The organism is Actinomadura sp. NPDC023710 (assembly GCF_040639875.1).
In the GTDB taxonomy this organism is placed as follows: domain Bacteria; phylum Actinomycetota; class Actinomycetes; order Streptosporangiales; family Streptosporangiaceae; genus Spirillospora; species Spirillospora citrea.
In genome coordinates, this window is sequence record NZ_JBFAGB010000002.1 from 43743 (window position 1) to 63542 (window position 19800).

Consider the following 19800-nt stretch of genomic DNA (forward strand, 5'->3'; position numbering starts at 1 on the left):
CCATCGGACGTGGGGCCGGAGCCGCTTCCGGCTCCTTCATCGCCTGCGGCGGGCGTCGCAGCGCTCCAGACCGTCGAGGACGGCGTGGAGGCCGAACTCGAAGGTCGCGTCGGGGGTGGCGGCGTAGTCGGTACCCGCCGTGGTGTCCAGGCGGGCGCGCAGGCGCGGGAAGCGTGTGGCGATCTCCTGAGCCTTCGTCATGGCATCGCGGAACCGCTCCTGGGCGGTGCCGCCGTTCTGGTCGAGCCTGCGGGTGAGCGCGGCGGTGGCGGCGACGCCGGCCGCGTTGCCGAGCACGTAGGTGAACACCGCGGCGGCGGCCCGGTCGGCCTCGGCACCGGTGAAGCCGGCGGCCTCGTAGACGGCGAGCTGGTGGTCGTCGTGACGCGCCTTGCCCTCCCCATAGACGACGTGGGCGGCGAAGACCTGCACGAGCCAGGGATGCCGGGTGAACATCCCGTACAGGTCGAAGGCCATGGTGGTGGCCGCGGCACGCCAGCCGACCGCGTCCGGATCGGGCAGCGTGAGCTCGCCCCAGACCTGGTCGGTGGCCAGCAGGACCAGGTTGTCCTTGCTCTTGACGTGCCAGTACACGGCGGTGGCGGCCGAATCGAGCCGATCGCCCAGGGCGCGCATGTTCAGGCCTTCGAGTCCTTCGACGTCCATGAGCTCGATGGCGGTACGGACGATCTGGTCCCGGGAGAGGGTGTCGCGTGGCACGACTCTCAAGCTAGGCCGTCCTTGAACAATGTTCAAGTCAGCACTTGCACAATGTTCAAGTCTTGTTCTAGCGTTCTCGATGTCAGGCACTTGAACTAAGTACAAGTCCTCCCGGAGGGACCCCGTGCACGCTCTCCCCGCCGCCATGCAGTTGCTGGTCGCCGCCGCCTTCGTCAGCATCCCGCTGGTCCGCCACCGCTACGGCCCGGCCGCCGAAACCGCCGCGGTCGCCGAGTTGCGCCGCCAGGACGTCCGGCCCGAGGTCCTGGCGGAGAACGGGCTGCGCTTCGACGCCGGCGGCCACGAGACCGCCGTCCCGGCCGCCGTCGCCGCGGTCATGATCGGCACTGCCGTCCTGAACCTCGCCGGCGTCGGCCTCGCCCAGCCGTTGACCTGGGTCTTCTCCTCGCTGGTCCTCCTGTTGAACACCGGGATCGTCTACAGCAACCTCACCGCTGTGAAGTCCGTCCAGGCAGCCTTCCGCCGCAAGGGCACTCCGGAACTGGCCCGGGTCCAGGTCGCCGCCTTCCTCAAGGCCGCCGAGAACGCGTTCCCCGGCTGGGTGCGCGCCCAGACCTACATCCGCAACACGGTGGTCTTCGCCGGATCCGCCATCGCGCTGGTCGCCGTCTCCGTCTGACCACCGGTGCGATGGCGGCGGAATCCCTTACGTGGGGTCGTAGGCGAGGTTGGGGGCGAGCCAGCGCTCGACCTCGGCGATCGGGAGGTCGCAGCGGCGGGCGTAGTCCTCGATCTGGTCCCTGCCGACGCGCCCGACCGTGAAGTAGCGCGACGCCGGGTGGGCGAAGATGAGGCCGCTGACGCTGGCGGCCGGGGCCATCGCGTACGACTCGGTGAGCTTCATGCCGAGGCGGCCCGCGTCCAGCAGGTCGAACAGGGCCTGCTTGAGGCTGTGGTCGGGGCTCGCCGGGTAGCCGAGGGCGGGACGGATGCCACGGAACCGCTCGGCGTGCAGGTCCTCCAGGGCGGGGTCGGCGTCCGGCTCGAACCAGGCGCGGCGGGCCTCCAGGTGGACGTACTCGGCGAACGCCTCGGCGAGACGGTCCGCGAGGGCCTTCACCATGATCGACTTGTAGTCGTCGTTGTCGTGCTCGTACTTCGCGGCGAGGTCCTCGGCGCCGAGGATCGTCACGGCGAAACCGCCGAGGTGGTCGCCGGAGGGGGCGATGTAGTCGGCGAGGCAGCGGTTGGGGCGTCCCGTCGGCTTGGACGTCTGCTGGCGCAGCATCGGGAAGCGCGCGGCGCCGGGCAGGATGATGTCGTCGCCGTCGGAGTGCGCGGGCCAGAAGCCGTAGGCACCGTGGGCCTCGAACGCGCCGTCGGCGATGATCTGGTCGAGCAGCTCATTGCCCTCGTCGAACAGCTCGCGCGCGACGGGCTGGTCGAGGATCGCCGGGTACTTGCCCTTCAGCTCCCAGGCCAGGAAGAAGAACTGCCAGTCGATCATCTCGCGGATCGCGGAGATCTCGGGACGGACGATCCGCACACCGGTGAAGTCGGGCGTCGGCAGGTCGCCGAAGTCGACCCGCTCCCGGTTCTCGCGGGCCCTCTCGACGGTGAGCAGGGGGCGGCGCTGCTTGGTCTCGTGCTGCTCGCGCAGCCGGGCCTGCTCCTCGCGGTTGGCGGCGTCCAGCGCCGCGGCGCGCTTGCCGTCGAGCAGGTCGGAGACGACGCCGACGACGCGGGAGGCGTCCAGGACGTGCACGGTCGTCGCGTCGTAGGCGGGGGCGATCTTCACGGCGGTGTGCTGCCGGGACGTGGTGGCGCCGCCGATCAGCAGCGGAAGCCGCATGCCGCGGCGCTCCATCTCCGCGGCGACGGAGACCATCTCGTCCAGGGACGGGGTGATCAGCCCGGACAGGCCGACGGCGTCGGCGCCCTCCTGGACGGCGGTCTCCAGGATCTTGGCCGCGGGGACCATCACGCCGAGGTCGATGACGTCGTAGTTGTTGCAGCCGAGGACGACGCCGACGATGTTCTTGCCGATGTCGTGCACGTCGCCCTTGACCGTCGCGAGGACGATCTTGCCCTGGCCGCGGTCGCTCGTGGCGCGGCCGGCGGCCAGCGCCTCCTGCTTCTCCTTCTCCATGAAGGGCTCCAGGTAGGCGACCGACCGCTTCATCACGCGGGCGCTCTTGACCACCTGGGGGAGGAACATCTTGCCGGACCCGAACAGGTCGCCGACGACCTTCATGCCGTCCATCAGCGGGCCCTCGATGACGTCGAGGGGACGCTCGGCCTCCCGGCGGGCCTCCTCGGTGTCCGCCTCGATGAAGTCGATGATGCCGTGCACGAGGGCGTGGGAGAGGCGGGCCGCGACCGGCGCGTCGCGCCAGGACAGGTCGACCTCTCGCCTGGTCCCCTCGCCCTTGACGTTCTCGGCGAACGAGACGAGCCGGTCGGTGGCGTCGGGACGGCGGTCGAACAGCACGTCTTCGACCAGTTCGAGCAGGTCGGCGGGGATGTCCTCGTAGACGGCGAGCTGCCCGGCGTTGACGATGCCCATGTCGAGGCCGGCCCGGACGGCGTGGAACAGGAACGCCGAGTGCATCGCCTCGCGGACGACGTCGTTGCCCCGGAAGGAGAACGACAGGTTGGAGATGCCGCCGCTGGTGCGGGCGCCCGGGCAGCGCTCCTTGATGAGGGGCAGCGCGTCGATGAACGCCTTGGCGTAGCCGTTGTGCTCGGAGATGCCGGTCGCGACGGCGAGGACGTTGGGGTCGAAGATGATGTCCTCGGCGGGGAAGCCGATCTCCTGGGTGAGCAGGTCGTAGGCGCGGCCGCAGATCGCCACCTTGCGCTCGGTGGTGTCGGCCTGGCCCGTCTCGTCGAAGGCCATGACGACGACGCCGGCGCCGAAGTCGCGGATGCGGCGGGCCTGCTCCAGGAACGGGCCCTCGCCCTCCTTGAGGCTGATGGAGTTGACGACGCCCTTGCCCTGGACGGTCTTCAGCCCCGCCTCCAGCACGCTCCACCGCGAGCTGTCGACCATGATCGGGATACGGGCGACCTCGGGCTCGGTGGCGATGAGGTTGAGGAAGGTCGTCATCTCCCGCTCGCTGTCGAGCAGGTCGGCGTCCATGTTGACGTCGAGCAGGTTCGCGCCGCCGCGCACCTGGTCGAGCGCCACGTCCACGGCGGCCTGGTGGTCGCCCGCCTCGATGAGCTTGCGGAACTTCTTGGAGCCGGTGACGTTGGTGCGCTCGCCGATCATGACGAAGCCGGTGTCGGCGCCGATCGCGAACGGCTCCAGGCCGCTGAACCGGCTCGCCGCGCCGGGTGCGGCGACCTCGCGGGGCGCCATCCCCCGCACCGCCTCAGCGATCTTCGCGATGTGGTCGGGGCCCGTCCCGCAGCAGCCGCCGACGGCGTTGACCATGCCGGACGCGGCGAACTCGCCGACCTTGCCGCTCGTCTCCTCGGGGGTCTCGTCGTAGCCGCCGAAGGCGTTCGGAAGGCCCGCGTTCGGGTGGCAGGCGGTGTAGGTGCCGGCCAGGCGCGCCAACTCCTCCACGTGCGGGCGCATCTCGTCGGCGCCGAGCGAGCAGTTCACGCCCACGACCAGCGGCTCGGCGTGCTCGATCGACCGCCAGAACGCCTCGACGGTCTGCCCGGACAGCGTCCGGCCGGACAGGTCGACGATGGTCACCGAGATCCACAGCGGCAGGTGCGGGGCGGCCTCGCGGGCCGCGGCGATCGCGGCCTTCGCATTCAGCGTGTCAAAGATCGTCTCGATCAGCAGCAGGTCGACGCCGCCCTCGGCGAGGGCGGAGATCTGCTCGGCGTAGGAGGTCTTGACCTGGTCGAACGTGACGGCGCGGTAGGCCGGGTCGTCGACCCGTGGGGACAGCGAGAGCGTGACGTTCAGCGGGCCGATGGAGCCGGCGACGTAGCGCCCGCCGAACTCCTCGGCGGCCTGCCGCGCCAGCCGCGCGCCCTGCACGTTCATCTCCCGGACCAGGCCCTCCAGGCCGTAGTCGGCCTGCCCGATGCTGGTCGCGGTGAAGGTGTTGGTCGTCGTGATGTCGGCGCCGGCCCGCAGGTACTGCCGGTGGACGTCCAGGATCACGTCCGGGCGGGTCAGGTTCAGCAGGTCGGGGTCGCCGGTGACGTCCTTCGGGTGGTCGTCGCCGATGCGGTCGCCGCGGTAGTCGCCGGGGGTCAGGCCCGCGCCCTGGAGCATCGTGCCCCACGCGCCGTCCAGTACCGCGATCCGCTGCTCAAGAAGTTCGCGCAATGGAGTCTGAGTCATGTTTTTCGAGCACCTCCCATGGGATCTGGGAGGCGCCCTTGCGGAATCAGGTGTCTCGGGCCGAGCGTGGCGGGCTCTCGCCCGTTGCAGCGCCTCTCGGCCCGGTACCGAGGTTACATTCCGAGAGGGCGGTGTGTCAGGCGCGCCCGGGGTTGCGGGCAGGATGAGGTGATGCGCGCACGACCGATCTCGCCGTCTCTGGTGGTCGAGGAGCTGGCCGACCGGATCACGGCGTCCGGGTCCGGTTCCTGGGCGCGGGTGGCGATCGACGGGGCGCCGCCCGCGGCGCCCTCCGACCTGGCCGACGCCCTCGTCTCGCCGCTGCGCGCTCGGGGACGGGACGTCGTGCGGGTGTCGGCGCGCGACTTCCTGCGTCCGGCGTCGCTGCGCTACGAGCACGGGCGGGACGATCCGGACGTCTTCTACGACGAATGGCTCGATGTGGGCGGGCTCGTACGGGAGGCGCTGGGGCCGCTGGAGCCGTCCGGCACCGGGAGGGTCCTGCCGAGTCTGTGGGACGCGGCGCTCGACAGGGCGACGAGGGCCGGCTACGTGCCCGTCCGGCCGGGCGGGGTGCTGCTGCTGGACGGCTCGCTGCTGCTCGGCCGGGGGCTGCCGTTCGAGCTGACCGTGCACCTGTCCCTGTCGCGCGGGGCGCTGGCCCGCCGCACGGCAGGCGACGAGGCGTGGACGCTTCCCGCCTACGCGCGCTATGACGCCGAGGTCGAGCCCGTTCGCACCGCCGACGTCGTCCTGAAGCTGGACGACCCCCGCCACCCGGCGCTGATCACCGACGCCTAGGGCCGCCATTCCTCCTGGTAGGCGGGGTGGTGGGCGTAGGGCAGCGCGAGGAGGCGCACGACCGCCTCGCGGACGGACTGCGCCGCGTCGAGTTCGGGGGTGCGGTGGCCCTGGCCGAGGATCCAGGCCTGCTTCTCGTAGTCGTCGACGATCTGGCGCCGGGCGGCCACCTCGGCGAGCGCGCGGGAGGGGTCGTGGCGGGCGATGTGCTCGGCGTACGCGCCGTTCTCCGTCGTCGCGACGTAGGCGGAGCCGTCCGTGCCGGGATCGCCGGTGTCGGTGCTGACCGTGCCGGAGGGGGTCGCCTTCCAGGGGGTGCCGGAGCAGGCGCGGGCCATCTGCTCGTCCCTGTCCAGCCGAGCGCGGAGGAACTCCACCAAATCCATAGGGCCATCCTGCCCCTTGCGGAGCGGGATGGCCCCAGGGCCGGGGCCGCCCAGATGCGGGCGGCCCCGCGGGCAAGGGTCAGGCGGCGCAGTTGCCGGTGACCGGCTTGCCCGCGAAGCGGTCGCCGAGGAACGTCATCGCGTCGGGCTCGCTCCAGAGCATGCCGGTGGCGTGCTCGGCGAAGGTGTAGGTCTTCCAGGTGATGTTGGCGCCCTTCGCGCACCACGCCTTGTGGAGGGTGTCGGCCTGCGCGGCGGGGATGATCTCGTCGTAGACGGCCTGCGTCTGGAGCACCGGGGCACTCGGGGCTGTGGAGCCGAGCTTGTTGGCGTCCAGGCGGCGCTGCCACTCGGGCGTGGCCAGCGGGTCGGTGGTCGTGTAGTCGCTGATGTGCTTGAACGCGGTCTGCACGACCGTGAGGGGCCCGTCGAAGCTGACCAGGCACATGTCCTGGGCCTTGGCCAGCAGCTCGCGGCCGTCGTCGTTGAGGTACTTGGCCAGGTCGAGCTCGGGATAGGCGGCGTCGTAACCGACGGCGGCCATGAACATGAGCGCGACGAACGGGGAGCCGTCCAGTCCCTTGGCGACGGCCTGGAGGTCCGCCGGGACGCCGCCCGCGAACACCCCCTTGATCGCCAGCTCGGGGGCGTAGGTCTTCGCCAGCTCCGCCGCCCAGCCCGCGGTCGTGCCGCCCTGCGAGTAGCCCCAGAGGCCGACCGGCGAGCCGCCGAGTCCCGCGTCGGGGAGGCGCTGCGCGGCGCGGGCGACGTTCAGCAGGGCCCGGCCCTGGGAGCCGCCGACCTCGTAGGTGTGCTGCCCGGGCGTGCCGAGGCCCTCCATGTCGGTGACGGCGACGGCCCACCCGCGGCTGAGCGCGTCGGCGATGAACAGCTCCTCGTAGTCCATGCCCTGGGTGAGGGTGTAGGACGGGGCGCAGGCGTCGCCGAGTCCGCGCGTCCCGACGGCGTAGGAGACGAGCGGCCGCTCGCCCTGGCCCGTCCACTCCTTGGCGGGGACGAGGACCATGCCCGAGACGGCGGTCGGCTGCCCCTGCACCGTCTCCGACCGGTACAGCACCTGCCAGGACTTGACGCCCTCGTACGGCGAGTGGCCGATCGGGTCCACGGTGAACACTGCGGGACGCGACCTGATGACGTCACCGGGCGCGCCCGCCGGGAGCGGGGAGGGCGGCTGGTAGAACGGATCCTCGGCCGGGGGCTTCGGGGCCTGCGGCGCCGCGGCGGCGGTGCCCTGCAGGGCGGCCGCCGTCATGGCGAGGCCGACGCACGACGCCACGGCGGCGCGCACGACCCGGCGAACGGTGATGGACATGGCGGGTAACCCTTCAACGTGGCGGCGGCGTCTCCGCGCCTGCCGTCGGCGTGACGGCCACCCGACAGTAACGTAATTGGACACTTACTCCAATGGCGCGCGGGACGCATCGCCGGCACCGGATTTGTGCCGTCCCGACAAAGTGCGGCCCTTCCAGGAACCGCCCCGGCCGGCGCGGTGCCTGCGGGCGGAGTCGAGCGTCATCGCCGCGTACAGCAGGGCCACGAGCGGCAGGGCCGGGGCGCGCACGAGCGACAGGCCGTAGAAGCGCAGCATCGGCGCGTAGGTGACCGCCATGAGCGCCCAGGCGAGCGCGCCCGCCGCGAGGGCGGGCGCGCCGCCGGCCGGGCCCGCGATCAGGCCCGCGGCCGTCGCGGCGGGCGGGACCGCGTAGAGGAGCAGCAGGCCGGCGACGGTCCCGGCGAGCAGGGCGGGCGAGTAGCGCAGCTGGTGGTAGGCGCTGCGGGCGATCATCGCCCAGAGGTCGGCGAGGCGGGGGTAGGGGCGGCGGCTGACGACGTCGCGGCTGAGATCGAGGCGGCAGCGCCCGCCCGCGCGCTTGACGAGCCGTCCCAGCGCCACGTCGTCGATCAGCGCGTCGTGGATCCGGGCGAGGCCGCCCGCCTCGACGAGGGCGGCGCGCCGGACGAGCATGCAGCCGCCCGCGGCGGCGGCCGTGCGCGCCCCGTCGCGGCCGACGCGGCGGAACGGGTAGAGCTGGGCGAAGAAGTACACGAAGGCGGGGACGACCACCCGCTCCCAGCCCGTGCGGGTGCTGAGCGTCGCCATCTGCGACAGCAGGTCGCGCTGTCCGGCCACGGCGGAGCGCACGAGCCCCTCCACGGTGCCCGGGGCGTAGGCGATGTCGGCGTCGGTGAAGAGGAGGAAGTCGGGTTCGCCCGCCGCCCGGACGCCCTCCGACATCGCCCACACCTTGCCCGCCCACCCCGGCGGGCGCTCCCCCGCGGGCACGATCGACAGGGCCGGGTCGCCGTCCGCGAGGGAGGCGGCCGTCTCGGCGGTGCCGTCGCCGCTCCCGTCGTCGACCAGGATCACGCGGAAGGCGCCCGGATACCGCTGGGCGAGCAGCGTCGGGAGCGTCTCCGGGAGGACGGCTGCCTCGTCGCGGGCGGGGACGACGGCGACGACCCCTGGCCACTCGTCCGGTGCCGGTGCGTCGGGCAGGCCCGGTCCCGTCTTCCAGAAGCCGCCGTGCGCGAACGCCAGGTACAGCCATCCGGCCAGCGCCGCGCATGCCAGGACGCCCACGACCATCACGGTCCGCAGCCTCGCACCGCACCCGCTTCCCGTCCACGAACGACGTCCCGCCAGCGTGGCGGGCCGAACGCTAGAGTCACGCGGATGGACGATGTCCTCTGGAAAGACGATGTCCTCTGGAAGGCCGCCGACAAGCTGCGCGGATCCGTCGACGCGGCGCAGTACAGGGACTTCGTCCTCGGGCTCGTGTTCCTCAAGTACGTGTCCGACTCGTCCGGTGAGGGGGCTTTCCGGGTCCCGGACGGGGCGCGGTGGGCGGACCTCTCCCCCGCCGCCGGGGGCATCGGTGAGCGGGTCGACGCGGCGATGGGCGCCGTCATGCGCGCCAACCCGTCGCTCGACGGCGTCCTCCCGCAGATCTTCACCCGGGTGGACCAGCGGCGTCTCGGCGAGCTGGTCGAGCTGATCGGCCAGGTGCGGTTCGGGGCGGAGTTCGGCGCGCGGCCCGCGCGGGACGTCCTCGGCGAGGTCTACGAGTACTTCCTGGAGAAGTTCGCGCGGGCCGAGGGCAGGCGCGGCGGCGAGTTCTACACGCCGGCCGGCGTGGTCCGGCTGCTGGTGGAGGTCCTGGAGCCGTTCCGGGGGCGGGTGTACGACCCCTGCTGCGGCTCCGGCGGCATGTTCGTCCAGGCGGAGAGGTTCGTCCTGAGCCATCGGGGGCGGCCGGACGACATAGCGGTGTACGGGCAGGAGGCGAACGAGCGGACGTGGCGGCTGGCCAGGATGAACCTGGCCGTCCACGAGATCGCGGGCGACGTCCGCCGCTCCGACGCCTTCTACGAGGACGCGCATCCGGAGCTCGCCGCCGACCACGTTCTCGCCAACCCGCCGTTCAACATGTCGGACTGGTACCGGGATCCCGGCGACCCGCGCTGGCGCTACGGCCTCCCGCCCGCGGGGAACGCCAACTTCGCCTGGATCCAGCACATCGTGGCCAAGCTCGGGCCGCAGGGCCGCGCGGGCGTCGTCATGGCGAACGGCTCGATGTCGTCCCGGCAGTCGGGCGAGGGGGAGATCCGCGCGGCGCTCGTGGAGGCCGATCTCGTCTCGTGCGTCGTCGCGCTGCCGGACCGGCTCTTCCGCACCACCCCGATCCCCGCCTGCCTCTGGTTCTTCGACAGGCGCAAGAGCGTCCCGGGCGAGGTCCTGTTCGTCGACGCCCGGGACATGGGGACGATGGTCGACCGCACCGAGCGGATCCTCACCGCCGACGACGTCGCCCGGATCGCCGGCGCGTACCGGGCGTGGCGCGACCACGGCCATTCCGACGTCCCCGGCTTCTCCCACGCGGCGGGACCGGACGAGATCAGGTCGCATGACCACGTCCTCACGCCGGGACGCTACGTCGGGGCCGCCGAGGCGGATCGCGGCGACGAGCCCGCCGCCGACCGCGTGGAGCGGCTCGCCAAGGAGCTCCTCACGCATCTGGAGGAGTCGGCGCGCCTCGACCAGGTCGTCAGGGACGAGCTGGGACGGTTCAGTGGCTGAGCCGGGGCGTCCTGATGGCTGACGTGGCACTGGGCGAACTCGTCACGTTCTCGAACGGCCGATCGCGTCCCGCCGCGGGCACCCGTTACCGGACCTTCGGCGCCAACGGGGTCATCGGGACGTCCGGCGGGTTCAACGCCGGGCCGGGTTCCACCATCGTGGGACGCGTCGGGAGTTTCTGCGGCACCGTCCACTACAGCCCCGACCCGTGCTGGGCCACCGACAACGCCATCATCGCCACGGCCAAGGACGGAGTGAACGCGCGCTACGTCCACTACCTGCTCAAGCGGCTCGGCCTGAACAGGTACCGCATCGGCTCGGGGCAGCCGCTCCTCACCCACGCGATCCTGAGCGGCCTCACCGCCCCGCGCCTGAGCCGGGCGGAGCAGGACGCGGCGGCGTCCGTTCTGGGGGCGCTCGACGACAAGATCGAGGTGAACGGGCGCATCGCGGCCTGCGGCGACGCGCTGGTCCGCGCCCGCTACGACGAGTCGGCGTCCACGGCCGCGTCCGTCATGCCGATCGGCGAGCTCGGGGACCTGGTGCGCCGCAACGTCCCGCCGCAGCGGATCGGACGGGACGAGAACTACATCGCTCTGGAGCACATGCCGAAGCGGCACATGTGGCTCTCGACCTGGACCGACGCGTCCGGAGCCACCAGCGCGAAACGGCGCTTCGCAGCCGGAGACGTCCTGTTCGGCAAGCTCCGGCCCGCCTTCCACAAGGTGGGGCTCGCCTTCGTGGACGGCGTCGCCTCGACCGACATCCTCGTCGTCCGCCCACGGGACGCCGCCCGCAGGGGGTGGCTCCTCGCCGCCCTGGCGAGCGACGACGTGGTGGCGCACGCCTGCGCCGTCGGCGACGGCACGCGGATGCCGCGCGCCAGGTGGCAGGACATCGCCGCCTTCACGGTCCCCTGGCCCGGCGACGCCGCCGTCCGCTCGTTCGGCGGTCTGGCCACCGCGCTGGCGCGCCGGGTGGAGGCCGCCACGGCGGAGAGCGCGGCCCTCGCGGAGCTCCGCGACACCCTCCTGCCGGAACTGATCCCCTGAACGCGCGCCCGCGCCGCCGAACAGGCGGCATCATCGGAGCGTGGACTATCTCCTGGACAACCGGCAGGTCGAGGCGGGCGCCCGCTTCGAGGCGATCTCGGAACTGTTCAACCCGTGGACGTTCCGCCACATGGACGACGCGGGCCTCGGCCAGGGATGGCGCGTCTGGGAGGTCGGCGCCGGCGGGCCGTCCGTGCCGTCCTGGATCGCCGGCCGCGTCGGGGCCGCCGGCCGCGTGCTGGCGACCGACATCGACGTGTCGTGGCTGGCGGACGCGCCGGAACTCGCCGGCGCGCCGGTGGAGGTCCGGCGCCACGACCTCGTGCGCGACGACCCGCCCGAGGGGCCCTTCGACCTCGTCCACGCCCGGCTGGTGCTGGTCCACCTCGCCGACCGCGACCGGGCCCTCCAGACGATGATCGACGCCCTGCGGCCCGGCGGCGTCCTGCTCGTCGAGGACGCCGACCCGGGGCTCCAGCCGCTGGCCTGCCCCGACGAGCGCGGTCCGGACGAACGCCTCGCCAACGCCGTCCGGCGCGGCTTCCGCGCGCTGCTCGCCGAGCGCGGCGCCGACCTCGCCTACGGCCGCAGGCTCCCCCGGCTCCTGCGCGACGCCGGCCTGGACGACGTGCGCGCCGACGCGTTCTTCCCCCTCTCGGCTCCGGCCTGCGGCGTCCTGGAGACCGCGTCCGTCCTCCAGGTGCGCGAGCGGCTCATCGAGGGCGGGCACGCCACCGCCGAGGAGATCCGCCACCTGCTGGCCGTCATCGCCGCGGGGCGCCTCGACCTCACCCTCGCGCCGCTGATCTCCGTCTGGGGCCGCAGGCCCGGCGGCTGACCTCCGGCCGGTTTGCGGATCCGGTCCAGGACCGGTAAGGCGCCGCCATGTGGCGGATCTTGGACGGCGTGTGACCTCCCGCAGGGTGCGGCAGGGCCCTTGCATGCGCGCAAGCGTTGGTGACTGGCCCGAGGTGGCTGCGTAAGAGTGTGTGTTGTTTCACTTCCACGTCCGACATCGACTTGGCCGAGAAGCACATGTTCGCTTACAGCCCGACACGGAGACGTGAAGCCGACATCGCCATGAACGCATCAGACACATGGTCCGGGGCGCCCGTGCTGGTGCCCGCCCCCGCTCCCTCGCTGGAAGTCGGGATCCCGTCCGCCTGGAACCACAACGGCAAGTCCTCGGGGCGCCTCATCGGCGAGATCGACCTCGCCGCCACCCCGCCCGCCGTGCGGCTCGGCCGCTCCTACGTCCGCGAGCTCGTCGGGCAGCACTTCGGCGCCGACCGGTCCGAGCTCGGCGACCTGGAACTGCTGACCAGCGAGGCCATGACCAACTCGGTGCTGCACGCGCGGCCGCGCCGGGACGGGACGATCACGCTGACCGTGCTGCACGTCGACCGGTACGTGCGGGTCGAGATCACCGACGGCGGCGCCGCCCACGGGCCGCCCCGGGTCGTGGACGATGCGCTGCCGACCGGCGGGCGCGGGCTCACCCTGATGAAGGCCCTCGCCACCGACTACGGCACCTGCCGCGGCAAGAGCGGGACCTCCACCTTCTGGTTCGGCGTCGGCGTCCGGGACGGATGGCGGCTGCCGTGACCTCCGGGGCGGCGCTGACCCCGACCCGCCGGGCCGACCCGTCCCCTCCCGGGGGCGGGCCCGCGCTCAGCACGACGTCGGCCAGCGTCGCCCGCATGTGCAACTACCTCCTCGGCGGCAAGGACAACTACGCCGCGGACCGCGAGTCCGCCGAGCGTGCGCTGCGCAGCTGCCCGTCGGTGCTGCGGCTCGTCCAGGCGAACAGGGGCTTCCTGGACCACGCCGCCGCACTGCTCGCCGGGGAGGCGGGACTGCGGCAGTTCGTCGACGTCGGCTGCGGGCTGCCGACCGCCGAGAACCTCGGCGACCTCGTCCGGAGGACCGACCCGGACTGCCGCGTCGCCTACGTCGACAACGACGCGATGGTGCTCACGCACGCGCGGGCACTGCTCGCCGTGGACGCCGGCACCGGCGCCTTCGCCGGGGACGTCCGCGACCCGGCCGCCCTGCTCGCCGACCCCGGCCTGCGCCGTCTGATCGACCTCTCCGAGCCCGTCGCGGTGTTCCTGCTCGGCGTCCTGGACTTCGTTCCCGACGAGGACGACCCGGCCGGGATCGTCGCCGCGCTCGCCGAGGGCCTCACCCCCGGCAGCCATGTGGTGATCAGCCACGCCGAGCGGTCGCCGGAACTGGACCCGATCTCCGGGCCGTGCGAGGGCGTCGACACCCCGTTCCGGCCGCGGAGCGCGGACGAGATCGCCCGCATCTGCGCGAGCCTGCGGATGCTCGACCCCTACCCGGCCCGGCTGCCGGGGCCCGCCCCCCTGACCGACCTGCGCCCGCTGCCGCTCATCGGCTGCGTCGGGCGCGTACCGGGGTGACGACGGCATGTCCCCCGCGGTACTCGCCGAGACTTCTGTCGATCGTCCGTCCCCCGCCCGCGGTGCTTCGCTACCATCGAACCGCCAGCAACTGCCACATCTAGGGCGAGTGATGACAGCGGACGGCGAGCCGAAGTCTCTCTCCGACATCACCAGGGACATGGGACTCAACATGTCCGACGTGGCGGCCTTCTCCGGACTCGACGAGAGCACGATCTTCCGGTTGTGGGACAACGCGGAATGGCTCGACCGGGTCAGCGGGCGGTCGCTGCAGAGCCTCATGTCGTCCGTGCCGGGAATCGCCGAGTACTCGATGGCGCACGCCGTCAGGAAAAGGCGCGACGGGCTCGTCGCCGACCTGCACGGCCAGGGGCTCACCGTCGATCTGGAGGCATTGCAGAACTCGTCCGTCGCGCAGCAGCACCTGCTGAACGCGCTGGAGGCCGGGCTGCACATCATGCGCGGCCAGGCGACCCAGAAGACGTCCTCGTTCATCGCCCGTTTCTGGGGGCGCGAGCAGGACACCGCACTGGAGGCGCTCTATTCCACCGAGGCCGGCCACGGCCTCCTGAGGGACCCCCAGAAGCTCTTCGACTCGTCCATCGACCTGGCCCCGCGGCTGAACCGCAAGACCTACTCGTTCCATTCGATCCTCGCGCTCAACATCCTCACGCACCAGGTCAGCAAGGTGACCGGGGCACTGGAGGCCGACCTCGGCTTCGAGGTGCCCGGGCGGCAGACCGCCTTCATGATGCGCGGCGTGGTGATGGGCTCCCTGATCAGCTCGAACGACTTCGACCTGGCCGAGCGCTACCGCCAGGAACTCGACGCGACGCCCGTCTACGCGGCGCTTGAGGAATGGTCGTTCCCCACCTATACGCGAGACGGCCGGATCAGCAGCGACTTCACCCTTCCGAGCTCCCTGTCGCTGCGCAACACGGCCACCGAGGTGCTCCGCGAGATCGCGGTCTACAACGACGCCTACCTCTACTACCTGGTGTCGACGTACATTCCGCTGGCGCTCAAACGCGATCCGGCGTTCGGCGGAAAGCTCCCCGAGTTGATCCAGGCGCTGGAACTGCGCGGGGTCGACTGCCGGGACAGAAGGATCAGACAGACCTGCAACACGCTGGTGCGGCGGCTCAAGGGCCTTGCCTGAGCCAGGCCTTGGAGAATGGGGAGCCGGTGGAGGACACGGCGCAAGCCATCGCGAAACTGACGCGTGCGCGATGGGAAGCGAACGCGCAGTACTGGGTCAAGGTCATCAGGGAGCGCCGCGACCGGTACCGGACCGAACTGACCGACGCCGCCGTCCTGGAGGCCGTCGGCGACTGCGCCGGCCAGAGCGTCCTGGACGCCGGATGCGGCGAGGGCTACCTGTCGCGCAGGCTCGCCGCCATGGGCGCCGAGGTCACGGGCGTCGACGCGGCGCAGGGCCTGATCGACGCGGCCGCGGCGCACCCGGCGCAGGAGGGCAAGGCCACGTTCACCCGCGCCAGCGTCGAGGACCTGCCGCTGGAGGACGACCGGTTCGACCTAGTCCTGTGCAACCACCTGTTCAGCCACCTGCAGGACCCGACCCGCGCCATCGGCGAGTTCTCGCGCGTCCTGCGCAGCGGCGGCCGGCTGGTCCTGCTGACGCTGCACCCCTGCTTCTACGTGGAGAACGCCGAGCAGGGCGCGGCGAGCAGCGTCCCGGCGTCGCAGTACTTCACCCCGCGCGGGATCGACCAGCGGTTCATGGTGGACGGCCTGGAATCCCCTTCGATGATCACAAGCTGGCTCCGGCCGCTGGAGTACTACGCTGGAACGCTCCGAGACGCCGGATTCGTCATCGCGGACCTGCGCGAGCCGCACCCGACGGAAGAGCAGCTGCGGGACGACCCGTGGTGGCGCAAGGGCTTCCCCACGGCCATGTTCATGCTCTTGATCGCGGAGCGCCGTTAGAGTCGTCCCATGGAGGACGTGCCGGCGGAATTAACGGGGCATCCGGACAGGCTCCGGTGGAACGAGAAGTACGCAGAGTCGTCCGGGTCGTCGCGGGCCCACCCGCTCGCGGAGCGGGCGCTGTCGCTCGGGATGCCGGACGGCGGAGTGCTCGACCTGGCGTCGGGACCCTCCGGCAGCGCCCTGCTGGCCGCCTGGACGGGACGCCGCGTGACGGCCGTGGACATCTCCGAGATCGCCCTCGCGCGGCTTGCCGCGGAGGCCCGGCGGCGCGGGCTCGGCCCGCTGGTCACGCTCGTCCAGGCCGACCTCGGCGCCTGGCGGCCGGGCCCGGACCGGTTCGCGCTCGTCCTGTGCACCGGGTTCTGGGACCGCGCCGTGTTCGAGCGCGCGGCCGGCGCCGTCCTGCCCGGCGGCCTGCTGGCCTGGGAGGCCTTCACCGAGGCCGCCCGCCGGGACCGGCCGCGCCTGCCCGCCGAATGGTGCCTCAAGCCCGGTGAGCCCGCCTCGCTCCTGCCGGACGGCTTCACCGTCCTCGACCAGTACGACGAAGGCGGCAAGCGCCGCTTCCTCGCCCGCCACGACGGCTAGCGCCCCGGATCTGGCCGAAAGAAGATGTTCCGGCGAGCGGGTGCGGCACGAAGCCGCCCCACTCGCCGGAACACTGATTCACCTGCCGCGAGGCGTCAGACCTTCAGGCGTCAGCCCTCGGACTTGACCTCTCCGGCCGTCAGGAACGCCTCGACCAGGGGGTCGGGGGTACCGGATTCGACCGGCGCGGGCTGCTCGGTACGCCCGGTGTCCGCGGCCGAACCGGCGCTGCTCCCGCTGCTGTGCGGAGCGACGCTGTAGGAGCGGCCGGTCGGAGCCCTGTCGTAGTCGCCGTGGTTCGGGGCGTTGTTGATCGCCATGGTCAGTTTCCTTCCCATATCTCTCGGTTGCGTCCTGCTGATGATCAGCCGGACCTCGGCAAGAACCGTGCGGCGTTCGGCGCGATCCGCAAGGCGCGAGGTCAGTCGAGGTCGACGACGACCGGGGCGTGGTCGGACGGGCCCTTGCCCTTGCGGGCCTCGCGGTCGACGTAGGCGGAGGCGACACGTCCGGCGACGTCCTCGCTCGCGTAGAACAGGTCGATGCGCATGCCCAGGTTCTTGTGGAAGGCGCCGGCCCGGTAATCCCAGTAGGTGTAGGGGTGGGGGCCCTTCAAGATCGTCGGGACGACGTCGTGGAGGCCGAGGGCCTGCAGGTCGGCGAGCGCCTGCCGCTCGGGGGGCGTGACGTGGGTGGAGCCGGCGAAGACGGCCGGGTCCCAGACGTCCTCGTCCGTGGGGGCGACGTTGTAGTCGCCGCAGGCGACCAGCGGCGCCCCCACGGCCAGTTCCTCCGCGAGGGCGTCGCGGAGGGCCGCGAACCACGCCAGCTTGTAGGTGTAATGGGCCGATTCCGGGGTGCGGCCGTTGGGCGCGTACAGCGACCAGACCCGCACGCCGCCGCACGTGGCGCCGAGCGCGCGGGCCTCGGGCGCCAGTAGGACGGGCTCGCTCAACTCCATCTGCTCGTCCTCGCCTTCGGCCCCCGCCTCGCCCGCGTAGGCGGGCTCGCCCGGAAAGCCGTTCGAGACGTCCTCGATGCCGACCCGCGAAAGGACGGCCACACCGTTCCATCGTCCGTCGCCGTGCGCGGCCGTGGCGTACCCGAGTTCCTCGACCTCCGCGGCGGGGAACTGATCGGCGCGGCACTTGGTCTCCTGGAGGCAGACCACGTCCGGCTTCGTCTCGTCCAGCCAGGTGAGAAGGCGCGGAAGGCGTGCCTTGACGGAATTGACGTTCCACGTCGCGAGGCGCATCCTCCCAGCCTGCCATCCCCGGCGGAGCTATCCCGTCAGGTTGCAGTCGGGGACCCAGCCGACGACGTTAGTGGCCACGTTCCGCCCGTAGATCCAGAAGTTGCTGGTCACTCCGTTGTCGCAACGGTAGTAGTCCCAGGGGCCGCTGCCGCGGATCGCGTCGAACTTCTGGCCCGGATAGCCGAGGTCACCCAAGGTCCCCACCCTGCGCCAGATCACCTCTCCGCAGGGCCTGGCCCAGGACGGCGCCCTGGAGACCATCCAGTGGCGCAACGGCGGGCAGGTGCGTCTGATCGAACAGATCCCCGTCCGGCTGGCCGTGTTCGACCGCACGACCGCCATCATCCCGCTCGACCTGGACGTGTTCTACAACGGCCTGCTCGTCATCCGCGACCCCGCGGTGGTCAAGGCGCTGTTCCGCCTGCACCACCACTCGTGGGGTTCCGGCGACGCCCTGCCCGCCGACCAGGGCCCCGACCTGCCGCCGGCCCATCTGGTCCCGATCCTGGTCTGCATGCGGGACGGGCTGCCCGACCGCGCCGCCGCCGCACGCCTGGGCCTGTCGGCACGCACCTACGCCCGCCGGGTCAGCGAGCTGCTGAGCCTTCTCGGCACCACGAGCCGCTTCCGAGCCGCGATCACCGCCCAGCGCCGCGGTTGGATCTGACCGCCCCCGGCACCGTCTCCGGCGGCGTGGGGGGCGTGTGTCACTCGCGCGACGGGGATATCCTGACGCCTTCCCCTGTCCCCTGCCAGATGACACCGCTCCTTGTGTGTGACCGGTAGATTGCGGGTCGGCCTCCTTTACCCGGTTTTCACGCTGTGCTTAGCCCGGCCCTGGAAGGGTGGTCACGGTTGTGGTGTCGTCGAACCCGGAGCAAGTGAGGAAACATGTCCGAGGATGACAAGCCCCGGGGCAAGCCGGCGGTCAAGGCGAAGGCGAAGATTCCGAACGCCCAGAGCATCCGCAGCCCCGAGTTCACTCCGCACGGCATCAGCGCCGGCCGCGGCAGCGGGCTGAACCGGCCGTCCGCGCTGACCGCCAAGGAGGCCAAGAAGCGCCGGCTGATGGTGATCGCCGGGATCGTGGTCGCGGCGCTCGCGGTCTCCGGCGGGGTGTACTGGTGGGTCAGCCGCCCCGGCCCGAAGATCGAGGTGACCGGCAAGTTCGCCGCCGAGCCCAAAGTCGCGATCCCCACGAAGCTGGAGCCGACCAAGACGCTCAAGGTGAGCACGCCCATCAAGGGCGGCGGCCCCGTCGCCGCCGAGGGCGACACCGTCTACGTCCAGTTCGCCACCTACAAGTGGTCGAAGGACAAGGACGAGGAGAACTCGCGGGTGAAGAGCTCCAGCGAGAAGGTCCGCTCGTCCTACGAGGAGGGCCAGCAGCAGGGCGGCGGCGGCCCGATGCACCTCGTCATCGGCAAGAGCGGCCTCAAGGACATCGACAAGAGCCTCGTCGGCAAGTCCGCCGGCAGCCGGCTCGTCATGCAGCTCCCGCCGTCCAAGGAACTCACCCAGCTGAGCCCGCAGCAGATCACCGCCAAGGACGCGATCCTGTTCATCATGGACGTCCAGGCGGTCGTCCCGAAGAGCCAGCAGCCGCAGGGCACCGCGCAGAAACTGGACGACGCGTCGCTGCCCAAGGTCGAGGACAAGGGCGCCGGCAAGGAGCCCAAGGTGACGGTCCCGGACAAGGACGCGCCCAAGAAGCTCCAGGCCAAGACCCTCGTCGCCGGCAACGGCCCCGCGCTGGCCAAGGGCGACGAGGCGGTCGTCAACTACACCGGCAAGATCTGGAAGTCCGGCGACAAGTTCGACTCCAGCTGGGACAACAAGCAGCCCGCGACCTTCCCGATCGGCACCGGGCAGACCATCCCCGGCTTCGACAAGGGGCTCACCGGCGCGAAGGTCGGCAGCCGCGTGCTGCTCGTCCTGCCGCCGGAGGAGGGCTACGGCAAGAAGGGCAGCCCGCCCAAGATCAAGGGTGACGACACCCTGGTCTTCGTGGTGGACATCCTCGCGAAGGTCTACAAGTGAGCTGACCGAGGCGCGGCCGTGCGCGGGAGCGGCGGGGCACCCGGTCGGGGTCCCCGCCGCTCGGCTTTTCACGAAAGACCGCCTACTGCGACATCCGTCACGACAACCGGAGAGGCGGATTGCCCGTCCTCCTTTGGGAGGCCGCGGAAGCGCATTGGGCGGTCGACGCACGGATTCCCTCAGGTATCGTCTGTAACGCATTAATCACGG

Annotated in this window: 20 protein-coding genes and 1 riboswitch; of the genes, 12 read left to right on the plus strand and 8 right to left on the minus strand. The window is 71.7% G+C overall.

Annotated elements, in window-relative coordinates; genetic code table 11:
• Positions 1–36: 36 nt before the first annotated feature.
• On the minus strand, positions 37–720 hold the full coding sequence (locus tag AB0H37_RS02290; RefSeq protein WP_360610810.1) for a TetR/AcrR family transcriptional regulator C-terminal domain-containing protein: 684 nt from the start codon (positions 718–720) through the stop codon (positions 37–39).
• Positions 721–844: 124 nt separating this feature from the next.
• Here AB0H37_RS02290 and AB0H37_RS02295 point away from each other — a divergent pair, with 124 nt between their 5' ends.
• Entirely contained in the window at positions 845–1360 is a 516-nt protein-coding gene (locus AB0H37_RS02295) for a hypothetical protein (RefSeq protein ID WP_329086782.1), read from the plus strand.
• Positions 1361–1387: 27 nt separating this feature from the next.
• On the opposite strand, the gene metH is transcribed toward AB0H37_RS02295, so the two are convergent.
• Positions 1388–4993, minus strand: a complete 3606-nt coding sequence (gene metH / locus AB0H37_RS02300) for a methionine synthase (RefSeq protein ID WP_360610812.1) — start codon at positions 4991–4993, stop codon at positions 1388–1390.
• Between the two features lie 23 nt (positions 4994–5016).
• Positions 5017–5097: riboswitch (S-adenosyl-L-homocysteine riboswitch) on the minus strand.
• Positions 5098–5164: 67 nt separating this feature from the next.
• On the opposite strand from metH, the gene AB0H37_RS02305 reads away from it, so the two are divergent.
• Complete coding sequence (locus AB0H37_RS02305; RefSeq protein WP_179836958.1) at positions 5165–5794, plus strand: uridine kinase; 630 nt, start codon at positions 5165–5167, stop codon at positions 5792–5794.
• Here the strand turns inward: AB0H37_RS02305 and AB0H37_RS02310 are convergent.
• The 3 genes from AB0H37_RS02310 to AB0H37_RS02320 form a co-directional block, all read right to left on the minus strand.
• Positions 5791–6180: a DUF6221 family protein gene (locus AB0H37_RS02310; protein WP_329086777.1), complete on the minus strand. Its 390-nt coding sequence runs from the start codon at positions 6178–6180 to the stop codon at positions 5791–5793. The two genes, AB0H37_RS02305 and AB0H37_RS02310, sit on opposite strands and share 4 nt — an antisense overlap.
• Positions 6181–6259: 79 nt before the next feature.
• A complete protein-coding gene (locus AB0H37_RS02315) occupies positions 6260–7513 on the minus strand; it encodes a lipase family protein (RefSeq protein WP_360610814.1) in 1254 nt (417 codons plus the stop codon).
• An 84-nt stretch (positions 7514–7597) separates the two neighbouring features.
• Entirely contained in the window at positions 7598–8788 is a 1191-nt protein-coding gene (locus AB0H37_RS02320; RefSeq protein ID WP_360611205.1) for a glycosyltransferase, read from the minus strand.
• Between the two features lie 87 nt (positions 8789–8875).
• Between AB0H37_RS02320 and AB0H37_RS02325 the strand changes: the two genes are divergently transcribed.
• The 8 genes from AB0H37_RS02325 (at position 8876) to AB0H37_RS02360 (ending at position 16295) form a co-directional block, all read left to right on the plus strand.
• Entirely contained in the window at positions 8876–10279 is a 1404-nt protein-coding gene (locus tag AB0H37_RS02325; RefSeq protein ID WP_329086773.1) for a class I SAM-dependent DNA methyltransferase, read from the plus strand.
• A 14-nt stretch (positions 10280–10293) separates the two neighbouring features.
• A complete protein-coding gene (locus AB0H37_RS02330; RefSeq protein ID WP_179836962.1) occupies positions 10294–11331 on the plus strand; it encodes a hypothetical protein in 1038 nt (345 codons plus the stop codon).
• Positions 11332–11371: 40 nt separating this feature from the next.
• On the plus strand, positions 11372–12169 hold the full coding sequence (locus tag AB0H37_RS02335; protein ID WP_360610816.1) for a methyltransferase: 798 nt from the start codon (positions 11372–11374) through the stop codon (positions 12167–12169).
• A gap of 242 nt (positions 12170–12411) precedes the next feature.
• Positions 12412–12936 carry an ATP-binding protein gene (locus AB0H37_RS02340; protein WP_179836963.1) on the plus strand — a complete coding sequence of 175 codons (525 nt, stop codon included), beginning with the start codon at positions 12412–12414 and terminating at the stop codon, positions 12934–12936.
• A complete protein-coding gene (locus tag AB0H37_RS02345) occupies positions 12921–13757 on the plus strand; it encodes an SAM-dependent methyltransferase (RefSeq protein WP_360610818.1) in 837 nt (278 codons plus the stop codon). The genes AB0H37_RS02340 and AB0H37_RS02345 overlap by 16 nt, the downstream gene beginning before the upstream one ends.
• A gap of 160 nt (positions 13758–13917) precedes the next feature.
• Positions 13918–14916, plus strand: coding sequence for a hypothetical protein (locus tag AB0H37_RS02350; RefSeq protein WP_360610820.1), 999 nt, complete (start codon positions 13918–13920; stop codon positions 14914–14916).
• Between the two features lie 26 nt (positions 14917–14942).
• The gene (locus AB0H37_RS02355; RefSeq protein ID WP_360610822.1) at positions 14943–15704 is read left to right on the plus strand and encodes a class I SAM-dependent methyltransferase; all 762 of its coding nucleotides are present in this window, start codon (positions 14943–14945) and stop codon (positions 15702–15704) included.
• 9 nt (positions 15705–15713) lie between these two features.
• Positions 15714–16295, plus strand: coding sequence for a class I SAM-dependent methyltransferase (locus AB0H37_RS02360; protein ID WP_329086762.1), 582 nt, complete (start codon positions 15714–15716; stop codon positions 16293–16295).
• Between the two features lie 110 nt (positions 16296–16405).
• Here AB0H37_RS02360 and AB0H37_RS02365 read toward each other — a convergent pair whose 3' ends face one another.
• The 3 genes from AB0H37_RS02365 to AB0H37_RS02375 form a co-directional block, all read right to left on the minus strand.
• A complete protein-coding gene (locus tag AB0H37_RS02365) occupies positions 16406–16615 on the minus strand; it encodes a hypothetical protein (protein ID WP_360610824.1) in 210 nt (69 codons plus the stop codon).
• 101 nt (positions 16616–16716) lie between these two features.
• Positions 16717–17550, minus strand: a complete 834-nt coding sequence (locus tag AB0H37_RS02370; RefSeq protein ID WP_360610826.1) for an exodeoxyribonuclease III — start codon at positions 17548–17550, stop codon at positions 16717–16719.
• Between the two features lie 27 nt (positions 17551–17577).
• Positions 17578–17754: a hypothetical protein gene (locus AB0H37_RS02375; RefSeq protein WP_360610828.1), complete on the minus strand. Its 177-nt coding sequence runs from the start codon at positions 17752–17754 to the stop codon at positions 17578–17580.
• Between the two features lie 79 nt (positions 17755–17833).
• Here AB0H37_RS02375 and AB0H37_RS02380 point away from each other — a divergent pair, with 79 nt between their 5' ends.
• Both AB0H37_RS02380 and AB0H37_RS02385 read left to right on the plus strand, forming a co-directional pair.
• On the plus strand, positions 17834–18217 hold the full coding sequence (locus AB0H37_RS02380) for a hypothetical protein (protein WP_329086755.1): 384 nt from the start codon (positions 17834–17836) through the stop codon (positions 18215–18217).
• Between the two features lie 224 nt (positions 18218–18441).
• The gene (locus AB0H37_RS02385; RefSeq protein WP_329086754.1) at positions 18442–19590 is read left to right on the plus strand and encodes an FKBP-type peptidyl-prolyl cis-trans isomerase; all 1149 of its coding nucleotides are present in this window, start codon (positions 18442–18444) and stop codon (positions 19588–19590) included.
• Positions 19591–19800 lie beyond the last annotated feature (210 nt).